Genomic DNA, 19,011 nt, shown 5'->3' with positions numbered 1-19,011 from the left:
GTTCACTCAAGTTGCCTACGTTCCACGTGCCAATGACGTCGAACGATTGCCTGGGTAAATGGAACACATCACGCTGCTGCTCGCGATAGTGATCGTGACAGCTCTAGTGTTCGATTTCACGAACGGTTTCCACGACACCGCCAACGCGATGGCCACCACCATCTCGACCGGCGCACTCAAACCCAAGACGGCGGTCGCGATGTCCGCCGTTCTCAATCTGGTCGGCGCGTTCCTGTCCGTGGAGGTCGCCAAGACGATCTCCGGCGGGATCGTCAATGAGAACGGCCTCAGAACCGAGGTCATCTTCGCGGCGCTCGTCGGCGCCATCCTGTGGAATCTTCTGACCTGGCTGGTCGGGCTCCCGTCCAGCTCCTCCCACGCACTGTTCGGCGGCCTCATCGGCGCCGCGGTGATGTCCGCCGGCTGGTCGTCGGTCAACGGCGGCACCGTCGTCACCAAGGTGCTGCTGCCCGCAGTCGCCGCCCCGATCGTGGCCGGCCTGGCCGCGCTGCTGGCCACCCGGCTGACGTACCGGATCGGCGGGAAGATCCGGAACGACGCCCAGGAGAAGGCGACCGCCAAGGGCTACCGGGCCGGCCAGATCGCGTCGGCCGGGCTCGTCTCGCTCGCCCACGGCACCAATGACGCGCAGAAGACGATGGGCATCATCACCCTGGCCCTCGTCACCGGCGGCGTCCTCTCCCCCGGCTCCAACCCGCCGGTCTGGGTCATCGTCAGCGCCGGCCTGGCCATCGCGATGGGCACCTACCTGGGCGGCTGGCGCATCATCCGCACCATGGGCAGCGGCCTGACCGAGCTGAAGCCGCCGCAGGGCTTCGCCGCCCAGACCGGCGCGGCCACCGTCATCCTGGCCTCCTCGCACCTCGGCTTCTCCCTCTCCACCACCCAGTCCTGCTCCGGCGCCGTGATGGGCGCGGGCCTCGGCCGCAAGGGAGGCGTGGTCCGCTGGTCCACCGCCACCCGGATGTTCATCGCCTGGGGACTGACCCTGCCGGCCGCGGGACTGGTCGGCGCGGGCGCGGAGTTCCTCACGAAGCAGGGCACCTGGGGCGTCGTGGTCGTCGCGGCCCTGCTGGTCGCCGGCTCCGGCACGATCTGGGTGCTCTCCCGCCGTAAGCCCGTCGGCCACGGCGATGTCGCGCCCGGTTCCGGGGACGGGATCGCGGCCGAACCCGCGGGCGTCGTCACCACCGCCATCGCGGCCGTCAGCCCGCCGCCCACCATCGCCGCCCAGGCCCACGACCTCACCGCCACCATCCCGGCCCCCGCGGCACCCGTCGCCGATCCTCCCCGGCCCGCCACGGTCTGAGCGACCCGGCACTCATCCCGGTACTCCGGTACTCGGTAAGGACACTCCGCATGAACATCGACTGGGCAGCCCTGGGAACCGTCTTCGGCGTCTCCCTCGTCACCACCGTCGCTCTGGTGGGCCTCTTCACCCTCGGCATCGTCGGCCTCTCCAAGCAGCCCGAGCCGGCCGCGCGGGGCGGCCGGGCGGGCACCTCGCTCCTGCTGGCCCGCGCCGGCGCGTACGTCTGCTTCGGGCTGTGCGCGGCGGCGGTCGTGTACGGCATCTATCTGATCGTCGCCTGACACCTCCTCCCCCTCGCATCGGGCCGGACGCACCTCGTGCGCTTCCGGCCCGATGTGCGTCTGCGCACACTGCGCCGCCGCAGGTCAACAGCAAGTTGACGGGCGTTCGCGGGGCGTGGTGGACTGCCGGAGCCATTACGGCGACAGCAGAGGAAGCCGGTGCGAATCCGGCGCGGTCCCGCCACTGTCACCGGGGAGCGGTCCCCACCACCGCACGTCACGGCCCGCCGAGGCGGACTGGAAGACCGGGGAAACCGCCGATCCGGAAGCCAGGAGACTCTCGCCGCCGTCACGTCGAACCAGGGCGCGGACCCTGAGTGAGGACATATCGCCATGCCCGGCTGCCGTGCGACCGTTCCCCCGCCGCCCCCGCGGGCGGCTGCCCGTACGAAGGTCCTCCGAGGCGTGACGGCCGGCTGAACCGTGCGTGCCGATCGCATCTACGCGTACGGCGCCACGGCCGGTCTGATCGGCGATCTGCTGCTCGGTGACCCCCGCAGGGGGCACCCGGTCGCCGCCTTCGGGCGGGCCGCGGCAGGCGTCGAACACCGGCTCTGGCGCGACCACCGGGGCTGGGGCGCACTGCACACCCTGCTCTGCGCCGGAGGCGCCGCCGGGAGCGCCGCGCTGGCCGCCCGCGCCCTGCGCCGCCAACCCGCCGCGTCCGTCGCCCTGACCGCCGCCGCCACCTGGTCCGTCGTCGGCGGTACCTCGCTGGGGCGCGAGGCGCGGTCCATCGGCGCGGCCCTCGCGGCGGGCGATGTCGAGCTGGCCCGGGAGCGGCTGCCCCATCTGTGCGGGCGCGACCCGCAGTCCCTGGACGCCCCGCAGATCGCCCGCGCCGTCGTGGAGTCCGTCGCCGAGAACACCTCCGACGCCGTGGTCGGCGCCCTGGTGTGGGGCGCCCTGGGCGGCGTCCCCGGGCTCGTCGGCTTCCGCGCCGCCAACACGCTGGACGCGATGGTCGGCCACAAGTCGCCCCGCTACCGGCGTTACGGCTGGGCATCGGCCCGGCTGGACGACCTCGCGGGCTGGCCGGGCGCCCGGCTGACGGCCCTGCTCGCCGTGGCCGCCGGGGGCCGGCCGCGCGAAGCGGTACGCGCCTGGCGGGCGGACGCGGCCCGGCACCCCAGCCCCAACGCGGGCCCGGTGGAGGCCTCGTTCGCCGGCGCGCTCGGCGTACGGCTCGGCGGCACCCTCGCCTACGGCGGGCGGATCGAACACCGGCCGGTGCTCAACGGCGGTTCCGGCCGCGCGGTGGAGACCGGCGACATCGAGCGCGCCGTGCGCCTCTCGCGCCGGGTGAGCGTGCTGGCCCTCGGGGTCAGCGTGGCGGCCCGGCTGGGCGCGGGGGCGGTCGCGCGACGGATCTCGGGAGCGGGGCGGGTCCCAGGTCCCCACGCGCCCGGACGGACTTCTGGACGGAGAGCGGGATGAGCGGTGGACTGCTGGTCGCCGGGACCACGTCGGACGCGGGCAAGAGCGTCGTCACTGCCGGGATCTGCCGCTGGCTGGTGCGCCGGGGCGTGAAGGTCGCCCCGTTCAAGGCGCAGAACATGTCGCTGAACTCCTTCGTCACCCGCGAGGGCGCCGAGATCGGGCGCGCCCAGGCGATGCAGGCCCAGGCCGCCCGGGTGGAGCCGACCGCCCTGATGAACCCGGTCCTCCTCAAGCCCGGCGGCGACCGCTCCAGCCAGGTCGTCCTGATGGGGCGGCCCGTCGGTGAGATGAGCGCCCGCGGCTACCACGGCGGCCGGCAGGAGAAGCTCCTGTCCACCGTCGTCGACTGCCTGGAGCAGCTCCGGGGCACGTACGACGCGGTGATCTGCGAGGGGGCGGGCAGTCCGGCCGAGATCAACCTGCGGCGCACGGACATCGTGAACATGGGCATCGCACGGGCGGCGCGCTTCCCGGTGGTGGTCGTCGGTGACATCGACCGCGGCGGGGTCTTCGCCTCGTTCTTCGGGACGACCGCGCTGCTGGCGCCCGAGGACCAGGAGCTGATCGCGGGCTATCTGGTCAACAAGTTCCGCGGCGACGTCTCGCTGCTCGAACCGGGCCTCGACATGCTGCGCGATCTGACGGGCCGCCCCACCTACGGGGTGCTGCCCTTCGCGCACGGGCTCGGCATCGACGAGGAGGACGGCCTCAGGGTCTCGCTGCGCGGCACCGTGCGCGAGTCGGCCGTCGCCCCGCCGCACGGCGAGGACATCCTGCGCGTCGCCGTGTGCGCGGTGCCGCTGATGTCCAACTTCACCGATGTGGACGCGCTGGCCGCCGAACCGGGCGTCGTCGTGCGGTTCGTGGACCGGGCCGAGGAGCTGGCCGACGCCGACCTCGTCATCGTGCCCGGCACCCGGGGCACCGTGAAGGCGCTCGCCTGGCTGCGCGAGCGGGGCCTCGCCGACGCGCTGCGGCGGCGCGCCGCCGAAGGCCGCCCGGTGCTCGGCATCTGCGGCGGCTACCAGATCCTCGGCGAGCACATCGAGGACGAGGTGGAGTCGCGCGCCGGGCAGGTCGACGCGCTGGGCCTGCTGCCCGTACGCGTGCGGTTCGACCGCGAGAAGACCCTCGCCCGGCCGGCCGGTGAGGCGCTCGGCGCACCGGTCGAGGGGTACGAGATCCACCACGGCGTCGCCGATGTGCGCGGCGGCGAACCGTTCCTCACGGACGGGCGGGGCACACCGCTGGACGGCTGCCGCTCCGGGGCCGTGTGGGGCACCCACTGGCACGGCTCGCTGGAGAGCGACGCGTTCCGCCGCCGGTTCCTGACCGAGACCGCCCGGCTCACCGGCCGCCGCTTCGTGCCCGCCCCGGACACCTGCTTCGCCGCGCTGCGCGAGGAACAGCTCGACCGCCTGGGCGACCTGATCGAGGAACACGCCGACACCGACGCGCTGTGGCGGCTCATCGAGTCGGGCGCGCCGGCCGGGCTTCCGTTCATCCCGCCGGGCGCGCCCGCGGCACCCGCAACCCCCGCCAAGGAGTGCATATGAGTACGCCTTACCCGTTCACCGCCATCGTCGGGCAGGACGATCTGCGGCTCGGTCTGCTGCTCAACGCGGTGAGCCCCGCGGTGGGCGGAGTCCTCGTGCGCGGCGAGAAGGGCACCGCCAAGTCGACCGCCGTGCGCGCGCTGGCGGCGCTGATGCCCCAGGTCTCCGTCGTCCCCGGCTGCCGGTTCTCCTGCGACCCCGTTTCACCCGACCCGGCGTGTCCGGACGGACCCCACGAGGACGTCTCCGGCGTGTCGCGGCCGGCGCGGACCGTGGAGCTGCCCGTCGGCGCGTCCGAGGACCGGCTCGTAGGGGCGCTCGACATCGAACGGGCGCTCTCGGAGGGCGTGAAGGCCTTCGAACCGGGGCTGCTCGCCGACGCCCACCGCGGAATCCTGTACGTGGACGAGGTCAACCTCCTCCACGACCACCTGGTCGACCTGCTGCTGGACGCGGCCGCGATGGGCGCCTCGTACGTGGAGCGCGAAGGTGTCTCCGTACGGCATGCGGCGCGGTTCCTGCTCGTCGGGACGATGAACCCCGAAGAGGGCGAACTGCGCCCGCAGTTGCTCGACCGGTTCGGGCTGACCGTCGAGGTCGCCGCGTCCCGGGAGACCGACCAGCGGGTGGAGGTGGTGCGGCGGCGCCTCGCGTACGAGGACGACCCGGCGGCCTTCGCGGCGCGCTGGGCCGACGAGGAGGCCCAGTTGCGGGCCCGGATCGTGGCCGCGCGGGCCCTGCTGCCCGAAGTCCGGCTCGGTGACCAGGCGTTGCGGCAGATCGCGGCGACCTGCGCGGCCTTCGAGGTCGACGGGATGCGTGCCGACATCGTGATGGCCAGGACCGCCACCGCGCTGGCCGCGTGGGCGGGCCGCACCGATGTGCTCGCCGAGGACGTCCGGCAGGCGGCACTGCTCGCGCTCCCGCACAGGCGCCGGCGCAATCCGTTCGACGCGCCGGGGCTCGACGAGGACAAGCTGGACGACACGCTGGAGGAGAACGGCGGCGGGGACGAGGACCCGGAGCCGGACGGGCCCGGTGACGGCGGTGGCGACGGAGGCGGCGGTGGCCTGCCGCCGCGGGGGGACGGCCCCGACACGCCGCCCCCGCCCGCGGAGAGCGCCGACGACACGCCCGGCCGGCCCGAAGCCGAGCCGCCCGGCCCCGCTCCCTCGGTGCCGGGCCAGGGAGGCGAGCAGCAGCCCGTACGGGCCGGTGAGCCGTTCCGTACGAAGATGCTGAGCGTGCCCGGTCTCGGCGAGGGCGCGGCGGGGCGGCGGTCCCGGGCGCGCACCGAGCACGGGCGGACGACCGGTGCGCGGCGGCCGCGGGGCGCGCTGACCAAGCTGCATCTGGCCGCGACCGTGCGGGCCGCCGCCCCGCACCAGCGGGCCAGGGGCCGGTCCGGGCGGGGGCTCGTGGTGCGGCGGGACGATCTGCGGCAGGCGACGCGGGAGGGGCGCGAGGGCAACCTCGTGCTGTTCGTCGTGGACGCGTCCGGTTCGATGGCCGCCCGGCAGCGGATGGGCGCCGTGAAGGGCGCGGTGCTGTCCCTGCTGATGGACGCCTACCAGCGGCGCGACAAGGTCGGGCTGATCACCTTCCGGGGCCGGGACGCCGAGCTGGCGCTGCCGCCGACCTCGTCCGTGGACGCGGCGGCCGCCCGGCTGGAGACGCTGCCGACCGGCGGGCGGACCCCGGTGGCCGCCGGGCTGCTGAAGGCCCATGACGTGCTGCGGGTGGAACGGCTGCGCGACCCGTCGAGGCGGGCGCTGCTGGTCGTGGTGACGGACGGGCGGGCGACCGGCGGGCCCGACCCGGTGGCGCTGGCGGCGCGGGCCGCCCGGCTGCACGCGGCCGAGGGCACGGCGTCGGTCGTCGTGGACTGCGAGTCGGGCCCTGTGCGGCTCGGGCTCGCGGCGAGCCTCGCGGGCGAGCTGGGCGGCACCGCCGTCACGCTCGACGAGCTGCGCGCCGAATCGATCGCCGGGCTCGTCAAGGACGTCCGGGGCGCGGGCCCCGGGAACAGCGACAGGAGGGCCGCGTAATGCCGCAGGGACAGCCGGAGAGCGTGCCGGACGACGGACTCACCACCCGGCAGCGGCGCAACCGCCCGCTGCTGATGGTGCACACCGGCATCGGCAAGGGGAAGTCGACGGCGGCCTTCGGGCTCGCGCTGCGCGCCTGGAATCAGGGCTGGCCCATCGGCGTCTTCCAGTTCGTGAAGTCGGCGAAGTGGAAGGTCGGCGAGGAGAACGCCCTGAAGGTGCTCGGCGCCGGCGACGAGGGCGGGTCCGTCGACTGGCACAAGATGGGCGAGGGCTGGTCCTGGGTCCAGCGCGACGACCAGCAGGACAACGAGACGAAGGCCCGCGAGGGCTGGGAACAGGTCAAGCGCGACCTGGCCGCCGAGACGTACCGGCTGTACGTGCTCGACGAGTTCGCCTACCCGCTGCACTGGGGGTGGATCGACACCGACGAGGTCGTCCGGGTGCTGCGCGACCGGCCCGGCAACCAGCACGTGGTGATCACCGGCCGCAACGCGCCCGCCGCGCTGCTCGATGCCGCGGACCTGGTGACGGACATGTCGAAGGTCAAGCACCCGATGGACGCCGGGCAGAAGGGCCAGAGGGGCATCGAGTGGTGAATGTGCCACGCCTGGTCATCGCCGCTCCCTCGTCGGGCAGCGGCAAGACCACCGTCGCGACGGGGCTGATGGCCGCGTTCGCCGCGCGCGGGATCGCCGTGTCCGGGCACAAGGTGGGCCCCGACTACATCGACCCCGGCTTCCACACCCTGGCCACCGGCCGGCCGGGCCGCAATCTCGACGCGTACATGTGCGGGCCCGATCTGATCGCACCGCTGTTCGCCCACGGGGCGCAGGGGTGCGGGCTTGCCGTCGTCGAGGGCGTGATGGGGCTGTACGACGGGGCGTCGGGCCTCGGCGAGCTGGCCTCGACCGCGCACGTGGCGAAGCTGCTGCGGGCGCCGGTGGTACTGGTCGTGGACGCGTCCTCGCAGTCCCGGTCGGTGGCGGCCCTGGTGCACGGCTTCGCCTCGTGGGACACCGGGGTGCGGATCGGCGGGGTGATCCTCAACAAGGTCGGCTCCGACCGGCACGAGGCGCTGCTCCGGGAGGCGTTGGAGGAGTCCGGGGTGCCGGTGCTGGGGGCGCTGCGGCGGGCCGAAGGGGTGTCGGTGCCTTCGCGGCACCTGGGGCTCGTGCCGGTGGCGGAGCGGCGTGCCGACGCGGTGGCCGCTGTCGCGGCGATGGCGGGGCAGGTGGCTGCGGGGTGCGATCTGGAGGGGCTGTTGGCGTTGGCGCGGTCCGCCGGGCCCCTGTCGGGTGAGGTCTGGGGGGCCGGCGAGGCGGTGGGCGGCGCCTTCCGTGGGGGTGCTGTTCCCCTCCCCGCCCCTGCCCGTAACCGGGGCTCCGCCCCGGACCCCGCTCCTCGAACGCCGGAGGTGCCGGAGCGGGCGCCGGAGCGGCTGGAACGGGCGCCGAGGGGGCTGGATCCGGCTCCGGAGGGGCTGGTGGGGGCTCCGGCGGGGCCGCCTGTCGTCGCTGTTGCCGGTGGGGCCGCCTTCACGTTTTCCTACGCCGAGAACACCGAACTGCTTGCCGCCGCCGGGGCCGAGGTCGTGGTCTTCGATCCGTTGCGGGACGAGGCGTTGCCCGAGGGGACCCGGGGGCTCGTGATCGGGGGCGGGTTTCCGGAGGTGTACGCGCCCGAGCTGTCGGCCAACGAGCCGTTGCGCAAGGCCGTGGCGGAGCTGGCGGAATCTGGGGCGCCGGTCGCCGCCGAGTGCGCGGGGCTGCTGTATCTGGCGCGGTCGCTGGACGGGCTGCCGATGTGCGGGGTCCTCGACGCCGAGGCGCGGATGTCGAAGCGGCTGACGCTCGGTTACCGGGACGCCGTGGCGCTCGTGGACAACGTGCTGGCACCGGCCGGGGCACGGATGCGGGGGCACGAGTTCCACCGTTCCGTGCTGGAACCGGGTGCGGGCGAGGATCCGGCCTGGGGCATGCACCGGCCCGAGCGGCGCGTGGAGGGGTTCGTCCGGCGGGGGGTGCACGCCAGCTACCTGCACACCCACTGGGCCTCGGCGCCCGGCGCGGCGCTGCGGTTCGTCGGGCGGTGCCGGGGGTGAGCCGGTCACTGGGCGAGGCCCACCACCAGCCAGATGAAGCCCACTCCGGCCATCGTGCACAGCAGGGTGGAGCGGGCCGGGTGGTCGTGGTGCGCCTCGGGCAGGATCTCGGCGGCGGCGAGGTAGAGCAGGGCGCCGCCGAAGAAGCCGAGATAGCAGCCGAGGAGTTCCTCCGGAAGGGTGAACAGAAGCGTCGTCGCCGCCCCGACGACGGGCGCCGCCGCGTCCGCGTACAGCATCGTCAGGGCCCTGCGGCGGGCGTTCCCGTACAGGCTGGTGATCGTGTACGTGTTGAAGCCGTCGGCGAAGTCGTGCGTGATCACGGCGAGGGCGACCGCCGCCCCCATGCCGCCGCCGACCTGGAAGGCCGCGCCGAGCGCCACCCCGTCCATCAGGCTGTGGCCGACCATCGCGGCCGCCGCCGTCAGCCCGACCTGCGGGACCCGCTCCTCCGCCGCGCCGTGTGCCGCCTGGCGCACCGCGAGCAGCCGCTCCACCAGGTGGGCGACGAGGAATCCGCCCACGAACAGCAGCAGCGCCGCAGGTACGCCGAAGACGAGGCCGCCCGCGGCCTCCACCGCCTCCGGCAGCAGGTCCAGGCCGACCACGCCGAGCATCAGTCCGCCGGCGAAACCGAGGACCAGGTGGCGGCGGTCGCTGACGCGCTGGGCGACCCAGCCGCCGGCCAGGGTCATCAGGAACGCGCCGAGCGCGACGAACACCGCCATGCGCTCTTGCTAGCCGATGCACCCCGGTCCCCGCATCTCAGCCGCCCGCCCGAGCCGGTCGCGGGAGCCCCGGCGGCCGGCCGCCTCGTCGTCGGCGTCGGCGCGTCCCGGGGTGTGTCCGAGGACGAGGTGACCGGGCTGGTCCTCGATGCCCTGCGCACGGCGGGTCTCTCGCCGCGCGAGGTCGTGGAGTTGGCGACCGTCGACGCGAAGGCCGGGGAACCGGGGCTCGTGGCCGCCGCCGCCCGGCTCGGCGTCCCGCTGCGTACCCACCCGGCCGAGGTGCTGGCCCGCATCGAGGTGCCGCACCCCTCCGGCGCCCCGCTCTGTGCCGTCGGCACCGGATCGGTCGCCGAGGCCGCGGCACTCGCCGGCGGCGGCCAACTCCTCGTCCCCAAACGCAAGTCGGCGCCCGGCGACGGGCGCCCGCCCATGGCCACCTGCGCGGTCGTGCGCCGGCCCCTCCGGACCGTTGCGTGAAACCCGGTGCGGGGCGCATAGTCGTCCTGCCGGACTTGACCCCCGACGACGGCCATCACCCCCACACCCACCCCCCCATGGCGGTCATGCACACTCCCACTGAGAGTCCCGACGCGACAGGCGCGGGCGCGCACGATCTGCGTCATCACGGCGACGCGGAAGTACGGGGACAGGACCGGGATCTGACCGATCTCGCCGTCAACGTACGAGCCGGTACCCCGCCGGCCTGGCTGAAGGAGCGGATAGCCGCCTCGCTGGCCACGCTCGCCGCGTACCCGGACGGGCGTCAGGCGCGCGCTGCGGTCGCCGCGCGGCACGGACTGCCGCCCGAACGGCTCCTGTTGACGGCCGGCGCGGCGGAGGCGTTCGTGCTGATCGCGCGCGCCCTGCCGGCCCGGCGGCCGTACGTGGTCCATCCGCAGTTCACCGAGCCGGAGGCGGCGCTGCGCGCGGCCGGGCACGACGTGGGGCGGGTGCTGCTGCGCCCCGAGGACGGCTTCCGGCTGGACCCGGCGGACGTGCCCGCCGAAGCGGACCTGATCGTCGTCGGCAATCCGACCAACCCGACCTCCGTCCTGCATCCCGTCGGCGTCCTGGAGCGGCTGGCCCGTCCCGGGCGGACCCTGGTGGTCGACGAGGCGTTCATGGACGCGGTCCCGGGCGAGCGCGAGGCGCTGTGCGGGCGTACGGACGTCCCGGGGCTCGTCGTCCTGCGCAGCCTCACCAAGACGTGGGGTCTCGCTGGGCTGCGCGTCGGATACGTGGCGGCCGCGCCGGAGACCATCCGCACCCTGGAGGAGGCGCAGCCCCTGTGGCCTGTCTCGTCCCCGGCGCTGGCTGCGGCGGAGGCGTGCGTGGAGCCCCGGGCGCTGGCCGAGGCATCAGCGGCGGCCGACCGGATCGCGGTCGACCGGGCCCATCTGGTCGCCGGCCTGCGGGAGTTCTCCGAGATCCGGGTGGTGGAGCCGGCCGAGGGGCCGTTCGTACTGGTCCGCCTCGAAGGGGCCGCGGAGATACGGGAACGGCTGCGGATGCTGGGCTTCGCGGCCCGGCGCGGCGATACGTTTCCCGGGCTCGGCACCGAGTGGCTGCGGCTGGCGGTGCGCGACCGCACGACGACGAATCGCTTCCTCCAGGCACTCGACCTGGCCCTCCAGGCACTGACAGTGGCGGGGCGGTAGCCGACTGCCTTGCGGGGTGGGCGGCGCCCGGGTGGTGAGCGGTGCTCCGCTTGCGGGACGGCGCCCAGGTGATGAGCAGTGCTCCGCTTCTGGGACGGCGCCCGGGTGGTGAGCGGTGCTCCGCTTCTGGGACGGCGCCCGGGTAGTGAGCGGTGCTCCGCTTGCGGGACGGCGCCCAGGTGGTGAGCAGTGCTCCGCTTGCGGGACGGCGCCCAGGTGGTGAGCAGTGCTCCGCTTGCGGGACGGCGCACGGGTAGTGAGCGGTGCTCTACTCCTGGAGCGCCAGCCCTTGTAGTGAGCAGCGCTCTGTAACCGTGTCGGTGCACACACGCGTGAGCGGTGCCCCGCGTCCGGAGCACCGCTCACCACCCCCGCTTTCCTCTCCCCCACTCCCCCGCTTCCCGTCCCCCTCCCCGGCCCCCCGTTCCCCCCGGCTTCGTCAGCCGCGCGCGCGGCGCCTGGTTACGACCATCGCGCCGGCGCCGGCCGCCAGCAGAAGGGCCGCGCCGCCCGCGATGTACGGGGTGCTGGAGCTGCTGCCCGTCTCGGCGAGATCACCGGTCGCGGCGGCGGGCGCCCGGTCCGTGCCGGTCTGGGTCTTCACGTCGCCGCCACCGTCGCCCCCGGTGTCACCGGCCGTGTCGCCGGCCGTGTCCCCGCCCCCCGTGGAGCCTCCGTTTCCGGTGTCGCCGCCCCCGGTCGCACCGCCGTTCCCGGAGCCGCCGTCGGTCGAACCACCCCCGGGGGAACCGCCGTTGCCGCCACCGCCGTTCTCACCGCCTCCGTTCTCACCGCCCCCGTTGTCGCCACCGCCGTTCCCACCGCCCCCGCTGTGACCGTGGCCCGGCTTCGGGGTCTCGCAGGTCGCCTCGGCGAGCGTGACCTCGCCCTCGACCTCCGCGACGTTCAGGTGGAGCGGGTTGACGGAGACCTTCAGCCGGAGCGCCACCGCCGCCGCCGTGCGTGACGTGGTCTCCGCCTTCGACAGGTCGAGGGTCACATCGCCGACCTCCGGCACCGCGACCCGCGTGGTGCCGCCCGCGGTGAGCGTGACGCGCTTGCCGAGGACCGTGACATGCCCGAGCACATTGGACTCGGCGACCGGCTCGGCGCCCACCTCGCACACCGCCTTGGAGGTGACCTTCTCCACCTCGATCAGCGAAAGCGCGGCGAGTCCGGGCACGTGGACCCGCGCCTTCGCCAGGTTGCTGTAGCCCTCGGCGCGGTGCTCGTCGACGGTCGCCTTCGCGGTGGCCACGTCGGCCCGCAGGATGTCGACCGGCCTTCCCTGGTCCACGCCGTCGAGCCGCACGCTGAGCGCGGTCCGCTCGGCGCTGCGCGGAGCCTGGACCTCGTTGAGCGTGGCCTTCAACGGCACGTCGACCGTCTTGTTCAGGAGGGAGACGTCGAGCGCGGTGCGGAGCACGACCGCACTCGCCTTCCCGTCGCCGCCGGCCGTGGCGGTGGTCGCGGTGGCGGCGTGAGCCGGAACGGTGACCAGCAGGGCGACGGGAGCCGCAGCGACCGCCAGGGCGGCGAGGCGGAAGGTGTTGCTGTTCAAGATGGTGGAACCCCCACAAGAGACATGGAGCCACCGGCGCCGTCCAATGGGGGACATCGCGGGCACCGGTGGCCTCGACTCCGTGAATCTTTACGCACAGAGGGTGAACTGGCGGACACCTGAGGTGAGTTCACTCCAAAGGGGGGTTTCCGCCCCTGTATTCGAATATTCCGGCACGTGTACGTGTCACGTTCACCCGTATCGCTGAGCTTCACGGCGTTTCGGGACGCGCACGAGCGGCGCACGGCCACCACCTCCCGCGCGGGCGGAAGGGGTTCAACGAGCGGGCCACCCCCGGGTCACGGCCGGTCAACCCCGCGCGTCAGCCGATCACGCGCCCGTTCAGGACCACCCGGCGCGGCCCGGCCAGCACGCGGACATCGGCCCGGGGGTCCTCGTCGTACACCACGAGGTCGGCCGGCGCCCCCTCCTCCAGGCCCGGCCTGCCGAGCCACGCGCGGGCGCCCCAGGTCGTCGCCGACAGCGCCTGGAGGGGCGGGATGCCCGCCTTGACCAGCTCCGCGACCTCGTCGGCCACCAGCCCGTGCGCCAGCACCCCGCCCGCGTCGGTGCCGACGAACACCGGCACCCCGGCGTCGTAGGCGGCGCGCACGGTGTCGTAGCGGCGTTCGTGCAGCCTGCGCATATGGGCGGACCAGCGCGGGAACTTGGCCTCGCCGCCCATCGCCAGGGAGGGGAAGGTGGCGATGTTGACCAGGGTCGGGACGATCGCCACGCCGCGCTCCGCGAAGAGCGGAATGGTCTCCTCGGTCAGCCCCGTGGCGTGCTCCACGCAGTCGATGCCGGCCTCCACTAGGTCACGCAGCGAGTCCTCGGCGAAACAGTGCGCGGTGACCCGGGCGCCCAGCCGGTGGGCCTCGGCGATGGCCGCCTCGACCGCCTCGCGCGGCCAGCAGGCGGTCAGGTCACCCACCTCTCGGTCGATCCAGTCGCCGACGAGCTTGACCCAGCCGTCGCCCCGGCGCGCCTCCTGGGCGACGTACGCCACGAGTTCGTCGGGCTCGATCTCGTAGGCGTAGTTACGGGTGTAGCGGCGGGGCCTGGCGATGTGGCGGCCGGCCCTGATGATCTTGGGCAGGTCCTCGCGGTCGTCGATCCACCGTGTGTCGGCGGGCGAGCCCGCGTCGCGCAGGAGCAGCGCGCCGGCCTCCCGGTCGTCCAGCGCCTGCCGCTCGGTGGTCGCCGTGTCGACGGCGCCGTGGTGGTCGAGGCCGACGTGGCAGTGGGCGTCGACCAGGCCGGGCAGTGCCCAGCCGGTGACGACGAGCGCGTCGTCCGCCCCGGGCGGCCGCTCGAAGGTGACACGGCCGCCGACCGCCCACAGCTCGTCCCTGACCTCATCGGGCCCGATGAGCACCCGCCCCTTCACATGCAGCACCCGTGGCGCCTCGTGATCACTCATGGACAGCACTGTACGAGGGGCCGGGGCCGGCCCCCACGGACGGGCCGGGGCCGGGCGGCGGGCGCTGGGTACTCTCGGAGCAGGCCCGGCCCGCAGGCCGGGCGTCCAGTGATCCGAACGCGAAGAGAGCACCGCCGTGACGCACCCCTTCCTCGACCTCGCCCCGCTGACGGCCGCGCACTTCGCGGCGATCGAGCGGCGGGTGGCCGGTCTGCTGGCCACCGAGCAGGACGTCGTCATCATGCAGGGCGAGGCGCTGCTCCCCCTCGAAGGCTGCATCAGGGGCGGCGCCCGCCCCGGTTCGACGGCGCTGAACGTGGTGACCGGCCCCTACGGGCAGACCTTCGGCAACTGGCTGCGCGACTGCGGGGCCGAGGTGGTCGACCTGGAGGTGCCGTTCCACACGGCCGTCACCGCCGCGCAGGTCGCCGACGCGCTGGCCGCGCACCCGGAGATCGACTTCGTCTCGCTGGTCCACGCCGAGGCGGCGACCGGGAACACCAATCCGGTCGCGGAGATCGGCGAGGTCGTACGGGCGCACGGAGCGCTGTTCATGCTGGACGCCGTGGCTTCGGTGGGCGCCGAGCCGCTGCTGCCGGACGTCTGGGGCGTGGACCTGTGCGTGATCGGCGCGCAGAAGGCGATGGGCGGTCCCGCCGGGGTGTCGACGGTGTCGGTGAGCGCGCGGGCCTGGGAGCGGATCGCCGCCAACCCGCAGGCCCCCCGCCGCTCCTACCTGTCGCTGCTCGACTGGAAGGAACGCTGGATCGACGGGGGCCGCAAGGCGCTGCCGCACGCCCCGGCGCAGCTGGAGATGCTGGCCCTGGAGGCGTGTGTGGAGCGGATCGAGGCGGAGGGCAAGGACGCGCTGATGGCCCGTCACGCGGCGGCCGCCGCGGCCACCCGGGCCGGGGCACTGGCACTGGGCGGCGGTCTGACCCCGTACGTGCACGAGGCACGGGACGCGGCCCCGGTGGCGACGACCTTGCGCACGCCCGAGGGTGTCGATGGATCGGAGCTGGTCGCGCGGGCGCTCGCGGGTGAGCCCTCGCTGCCGCTGATCGCGGGCGGCGGGGCGCTGTCCAAGGAGATGATCCGGGTCAATCACTACGGGGTGGATGCGACGCGGGGCGCGGTGCTGTCCTCGCTCGCGGCTCTGGGGGCGGCGCTGGCCGACGCCGGCCGGCGGGTCGATCTGGAAGCTGCCCGGAAGGCCGTTTCGGAAACCTGGCCCAGCGCATAAATCGCGACGTCATCCATAAATGCGGGGAGCTGCCTTATTCAGAGCAGCTCCCCGCATTCTTCTGCCCGCTTTCCCCGAGGCTAAACACCCCAGTTCCAGAGGGACTCGTGGGGCGCATTTCGGTTGTGTGTGGAGAGAGTTATGAGCTTGTGACCGACTCCACACACACGGCGATTTGCCCGATAAATGAGGGTCAAAACGGGAGGAAGCGGAAGCGATTCGCGCTGGTGCGCGCACCCGCCTGATAACACAGAGAAGCTTCCCGCCCAACCCCTGACGTCGATGCAATTTCGAAATTTGCTGGGTAAATTCAATTGCCATGACCGCCGCACCAGCAGATTTTGCAAGTGCCCGAAGCGAATTCATCACCATCGACACCCCACGAGTGGAGGACGGAGCCGCGATCTGGCGCATCGCCCGCGACTCCGAGGTACTGGACCTCAACTCCTCGTACAGCTACCTGCTGTGGTGTCGTGACTTCGCCGCGACCTCCGTGGTCGCTCGCGACGAGACCGGTGACCCGGTCGCCTTCGTGACGGGGTACATCAGGCCCGACCGACCCGAGACCCTCGTCGTCTGGCAGGTGGCCGTCGACCACGGCCACCGCGGGACCGGTCTGGCGGCGAAGCTGCTGGACTCCCTGACCGCGCGCGTCGCCGCCGAACAGGGTCTGGCCTCGGTCGAGACGACCGTCACCCCGGACAACACCGCATCGGACCGCCTGTTCACCTCCTACGCGCAGCGCCACGACGTGGCTCTGGAGCGCGAGGTGCTCTTCGACGGCGGCCTGTTCCCCGAAGGCACCCATCTGCCGGAAGTGCTCTACCGCATCGGCCCGTTCCACGCCTGAGCAGGCACTTCCCCCGCCGGGCCGCAGGCCCGCCGCAGCCAACCTTCACCGCCGCCCGTCACACCACCTCACGCAGGAGACCCGCTGTGACCATCACCCCGCCCGCCCTCAGTGTCTTCGAGACCCTTGAGTCCGAGGTACGGAGCTACTGCCGCGGCTGGCCCGCCGTCTTCGACCGCGCCCAGGGCGCCCGGCTGACCGACGAGGACGGCCACTCGTACCTGGACTTCTTCGCCGGCGCCGGCTCGCTCAACTACGGCCACAACAACCCCGTGCTCAAGCGCGCGCTGATCGACTACATCGAACGCGACGGCATCACGCACGGCCTCGACATGGCGACCACCGCCAAACGGGCCTTCCTCGAAACCTTCCAGAACGTCGTCCTGCGGCCCCGCGACCTGCCGTACAAGGTGATGTTCCCCGGCCCGACGGGCACCAACGCCGTCGAGTCGGCGCTGAAGCTGGCCCGTAAGGTCAAGGGCCGCGAGTCCGTCGTCTCGTTCACCAACGCCTTCCACGGCATGTCGCTCGGTTCACTGGCCGTGACCGGCAACGCCTTCAAGCGGGCCGGCGCCGGCATCCCGCTGGTGCACGGCACGCCGATGCCGTTCGACAACTACTTCGACGGCCAGGTCCCGGACTTCCTCTGGTTCGAGCGGCTGCTGGAGGACCAGGGCTCCGGCCTCAACCACCCGGCCGCCGTGATCGTGGAGACGGTCCAGGGCGAGGGCGGCATCAACGTGGCCCGCGCCGAGTGGCTGCGCGCGCTCCAGGACCTGTGCCACCGCCAGGACATGCTGCTGATCGTCGACGACATCCAGATGGGCTGCGGCCGTACCGGCGGCTTCTTCTCCTTCGAGGAGGCCGGCATCACGCCGGACATCGTGACGCTGTCGAAGTCCATCAGCGGCTACGGGCTGCCCATGTCCCTGTGCCTGTTCAAGCCGGAGCTGGACGTCTGGGAGCCGGGCGAGCACAACGGCACCTTCCGGGGCAACAACCCGGCGTTCGTCACCGCCGCCGCCGCGCTCGACGCCTACTGGTCGGACGGCCAGATGGAGAAGCAGACGCTGGCCAGGGGCGAGCAGGTCGAGCAGACGATGCTGGCCATCTGCGGCGAGCACGAGACCGCGCGCTTCCGCGGCCGGGGCCTGGTCTGGGGCCTGGAGTTCGAGGACCCGGCGCGCGCTTCGGCCGTCTGCGCCCGCGCGTTCCAGCTGGGGCTGCTGCTGGAGACCTCGGGCCCGCAGAGCGAGGTCGTGAAGCTGCTGCCGCCGCTCACCATCACTCCGGAGGAGCTGGACGAGGGCCTGCGCACGCTGGCCCGCGCCGTCCGCGAGACCGCCTGAGACCACCGGGGGGCCGCCGCGGCGGCCCCCCGGCACGTAACACGTCGTAGAGAGAAAGGCACCGAGCCACCGTGATCGTCCGATCGTTCGCCGACATCGAGAACACCGACCGGCATGTGAAGGCCGCTTCCGGCACCTGGGAGAGCAAGCGCATCGTGCTCGCCCAGGAGAAGGTCGGCTTCTCGCTCCACGAGACCACGATGTACGCCGGGACCGAGACGTCGATGTGGTACGCGAACCACATCGAGGCGGTCCTGTGTGTGGAGGGCGAGGCCGAGCTGACCAACGACGAGACAGGTGAGAAGCACTGGATCACGCCGGGCACGATGTATCTGCTCAACGGCCACGAGCACCACACGATGCGTCCCAAGACGGACTTCCGCTGCGTCTGCGTCTTCAACCCGCCGGTCACCGGACGGGAGGAGCACGACGAGAACGGTGTCTATCCACTGCTGACCGAGGAGGGCTGAGCCCATGACCACCGACGCACGCAACGACCTGTACCCCTCGCGCGGCGCCGCCGAGATGACCACTCCCCGCCAGGACCCGGTCATCTGGTCCGCGCCGGGCGCGCCGGGTCCCATCACCGCGAAGGAACTGCAGGGCTACGAGCACGACGGCTTCCTCACCGTCGAGCAGCTGATCGCCCCGGACGAGGTGGCCGGCTACCACGCCGAGCTGGAGCGCCTGATCGCCGATCCCGCCGTACGCGCGGACGAGCGCTCGATCATCGAGCCGAAGTCGCAGTCCGTACGGTCGGTCTTCGAGGTCCACCGGATCAGCGAGGTCTTCGCCCGGCTGGTCAGCGACGAGCGGGTGGTGGGCCGGGCCCGCCAGATCCTCGGCTCGGACGTCTACGTCCACCAGTCGCGGATCAACGTCAAGCCCGGTTTCGGTGCCTCGGGGTTCTACTGGCACTCGGACTTCGAGACCTGGCACGCCGAGGACGGTCTGCCGAACATGCGGACGGTGTCCGTGTCGATCGCGCTGACCGAGAACTACGACACCAACGGCGGGCTGATGATCATGCCCGGTTCGCACAAGTCGTTCCTCGGATGCGCGGGTGAGACGCCGAAGGACAACTACAAGAAGTCGCTCCAGATGCAGGACGCCGGCACCCCGTCCGACGAGGCGCTGACGAAGATGGCCGACCGGCACGGCATCAAGCTCTTCACGGGCAGGGCCGGTTCGGCGACCTGGTTCGACTGCAACGCGATGCACGGCTCGGGCGACAACATCACCCCGTATCCGCGCAGCAACGTGTTCATCGTGTTCAACAGTGTGGAGAACACGGCCCAGGAGCCCTTCGCGGCTCCGATCCGCCGCCCGGAGTTCATCGGGGCGCGCGACTTCACGCCGGTGAAGTAGCTTTCCCGAAAGGCCTGTTGGGGCGGTACGCGGCTGCGCGTACCGCCCTTCGGCTTGATCACCGCA

15 protein-coding genes, 1 pseudogene and 1 riboswitch are annotated in these 19,011 nt (G+C 72.9%); of the genes and pseudogenes, 13 read left to right on the top strand and 3 right to left on the bottom strand.

What is annotated here, in order from left to right:
- Positions 1–58: 58 nt before the first annotated feature.
- From B082_RS0118595 to B082_RS0118565, 7 genes are all read left to right on the top strand, one after another.
- Complete coding sequence (locus B082_RS0118595; RefSeq protein ID WP_018553327.1) at positions 59–1,330, top strand: inorganic phosphate transporter; 1,272 nt, start codon at positions 59–61, stop codon at positions 1,328–1,330.
- A gap of 50 nt (positions 1,331–1,380) precedes the next feature.
- On the top strand, positions 1,381–1,614 hold the full coding sequence (locus B082_RS0118590) for a hypothetical protein (RefSeq protein ID WP_018553326.1): 234 nt from the start codon (positions 1,381–1,383) through the stop codon (positions 1,612–1,614).
- Positions 1,615–1,762: 148 nt separating this feature from the next.
- A riboswitch (cobalamin riboswitch) is annotated at positions 1,763–1,894 on the top strand.
- Between the two features lie 143 nt (positions 1,895–2,037).
- Complete coding sequence (locus B082_RS0118585; RefSeq protein ID WP_018553325.1) at positions 2,038–3,051, top strand: cobalamin biosynthesis protein; 1,014 nt, start codon at positions 2,038–2,040, stop codon at positions 3,049–3,051.
- Positions 3,048–4,610, top strand: coding sequence for a cobyric acid synthase (locus tag B082_RS0118580; protein ID WP_018553324.1), 1,563 nt, complete (start codon positions 3,048–3,050; stop codon positions 4,608–4,610). The genes B082_RS0118585 and B082_RS0118580 overlap by 4 nt, the downstream gene beginning before the upstream one ends.
- A complete protein-coding gene (locus tag B082_RS0118575) occupies positions 4,607–6,658 on the top strand; it encodes a putative cobaltochelatase (protein ID WP_018553323.1) in 2,052 nt (683 codons plus the stop codon). Before B082_RS0118580 ends, B082_RS0118575 begins: the two co-directional genes overlap by 4 nt.
- On the top strand, positions 6,658–7,257 hold the full coding sequence (cobO, locus tag B082_RS0118570) for a cob(I)yrinic acid a,c-diamide adenosyltransferase (RefSeq protein WP_018553322.1): 600 nt from the start codon (positions 6,658–6,660) through the stop codon (positions 7,255–7,257). The genes B082_RS0118575 and cobO overlap by 1 nt, the downstream gene beginning before the upstream one ends.
- Complete coding sequence (locus B082_RS0118565) at positions 7,251–8,762, top strand: cobyrinate a,c-diamide synthase (RefSeq protein ID WP_018553321.1); 1,512 nt, start codon at positions 7,251–7,253, stop codon at positions 8,760–8,762. The genes cobO and B082_RS0118565 overlap by 7 nt, the downstream gene beginning before the upstream one ends.
- A 5-nt stretch (positions 8,763–8,767) precedes the next feature.
- Here B082_RS0118565 and B082_RS0118560 read toward each other — a convergent pair whose 3' ends face one another.
- Positions 8,768–9,490, bottom strand: a complete 723-nt coding sequence (locus B082_RS0118560) for a ZIP family metal transporter (protein WP_018553320.1) — start codon at positions 9,488–9,490, stop codon at positions 8,768–8,770.
- Between the two features lie 114 nt (positions 9,491–9,604).
- Between B082_RS0118560 and cobC the strand changes: the two are divergent.
- Positions 9,605–11,151, top strand: a pseudogene (cobC, locus tag B082_RS0118550) (Rv2231c family pyridoxal phosphate-dependent protein CobC).
- A gap of 439 nt (positions 11,152–11,590) precedes the next feature.
- Here the strand turns inward: cobC and B082_RS0118545 are convergent.
- Positions 11,591–12,712, bottom strand: coding sequence for an SCO1860 family LAETG-anchored protein (locus tag B082_RS0118545; protein ID WP_018553317.1), 1,122 nt, complete (start codon positions 12,710–12,712; stop codon positions 11,591–11,593).
- Positions 12,713–13,034: 322 nt separating this feature from the next.
- On the bottom strand, positions 13,035–14,135 hold the full coding sequence (locus B082_RS0118540) for an amidohydrolase family protein (RefSeq protein WP_063831062.1): 1,101 nt from the start codon (positions 14,133–14,135) through the stop codon (positions 13,035–13,037).
- A 136-nt stretch (positions 14,136–14,271) separates the two neighbouring features.
- Between B082_RS0118540 and B082_RS0118535 the strand changes: the two genes are divergently transcribed.
- The 5 genes from B082_RS0118535 (at position 14,272) to thpD (ending at position 18,945) form a co-directional block, all read left to right on the top strand.
- Positions 14,272–15,378 (top strand): aminotransferase class V-fold PLP-dependent enzyme, encoded by a 1,107-nt coding sequence (locus B082_RS0118535; RefSeq protein WP_018553315.1) that lies wholly within the window; start codon positions 14,272–14,274, stop codon positions 15,376–15,378.
- A 385-nt stretch (positions 15,379–15,763) separates the two neighbouring features.
- A complete protein-coding gene (gene ectA / locus B082_RS0118530; RefSeq protein WP_018553314.1) occupies positions 15,764–16,228 on the top strand; it encodes a diaminobutyrate acetyltransferase in 465 nt (154 codons plus the stop codon).
- A gap of 86 nt (positions 16,229–16,314) precedes the next feature.
- Entirely contained in the window at positions 16,315–17,577 is a 1,263-nt protein-coding gene (gene ectB / locus B082_RS0118525) for a diaminobutyrate--2-oxoglutarate transaminase (RefSeq protein ID WP_018553313.1), read from the top strand.
- A 71-nt stretch (positions 17,578–17,648) separates the two neighbouring features.
- Positions 17,649–18,047, top strand: a complete 399-nt coding sequence (locus B082_RS0118520; protein WP_018553312.1) for an ectoine synthase — start codon at positions 17,649–17,651, stop codon at positions 18,045–18,047.
- A 4-nt stretch (positions 18,048–18,051) separates the two neighbouring features.
- Positions 18,052–18,945 (top strand): ectoine hydroxylase, encoded by an 894-nt coding sequence (thpD, locus tag B082_RS0118515; protein ID WP_018553311.1) that lies wholly within the window; start codon positions 18,052–18,054, stop codon positions 18,943–18,945.
- The last annotated feature ends 66 nt before the right edge of the window (positions 18,946–19,011 follow it).

It is taken from the genome of Streptomyces sp. ATexAB-D23 (assembly GCF_000373645.1).
GTDB lineage: Bacteria > Actinomycetota > Actinomycetes > Streptomycetales > Streptomycetaceae > Streptomyces > Streptomyces castrisilvae.
Note: the sequence above shows the minus strand (reverse complement) of the source record. Positions and strands in the feature narration are given on the sequence as shown.

Coding starts and splice junctions, on each gene's coding strand:
- B082_RS0118595 (WP_018553327.1), top strand. CDS start 59: ATGGAACACATCACGCTGCTGCTCGCGATAGTGATCGTGACAGCTCTA.
- B082_RS0118590 (WP_018553326.1), top strand. CDS start 1,381: ATGAACATCGACTGGGCAGCCCTGGGAACCGTCTTCGGCGTCTCCCTC.
- B082_RS0118580 (WP_018553324.1), top strand. CDS start 3,048: ATGAGCGGTGGACTGCTGGTCGCCGGGACCACGTCGGACGCGGGCAAG.
- B082_RS0118575 (WP_018553323.1), top strand. CDS start 4,607: ATGAGTACGCCTTACCCGTTCACCGCCATCGTCGGGCAGGACGATCTG.
- cobO (WP_018553322.1), top strand. CDS start 6,658: ATGCCGCAGGGACAGCCGGAGAGCGTGCCGGACGACGGACTCACCACC.
- B082_RS0118560 (WP_018553320.1), bottom strand. CDS start 9,490: ATGGCGGTGTTCGTCGCGCTCGGCGCGTTCCTGATGACCCTGGCCGGC.
- B082_RS0118540 (WP_063831062.1), bottom strand. CDS start 14,135: ATGAGTGATCACGAGGCGCCACGGGTGCTGCATGTGAAGGGGCGGGTG.
- thpD (WP_018553311.1), top strand. CDS start 18,052: ATGACCACCGACGCACGCAACGACCTGTACCCCTCGCGCGGCGCCGCC.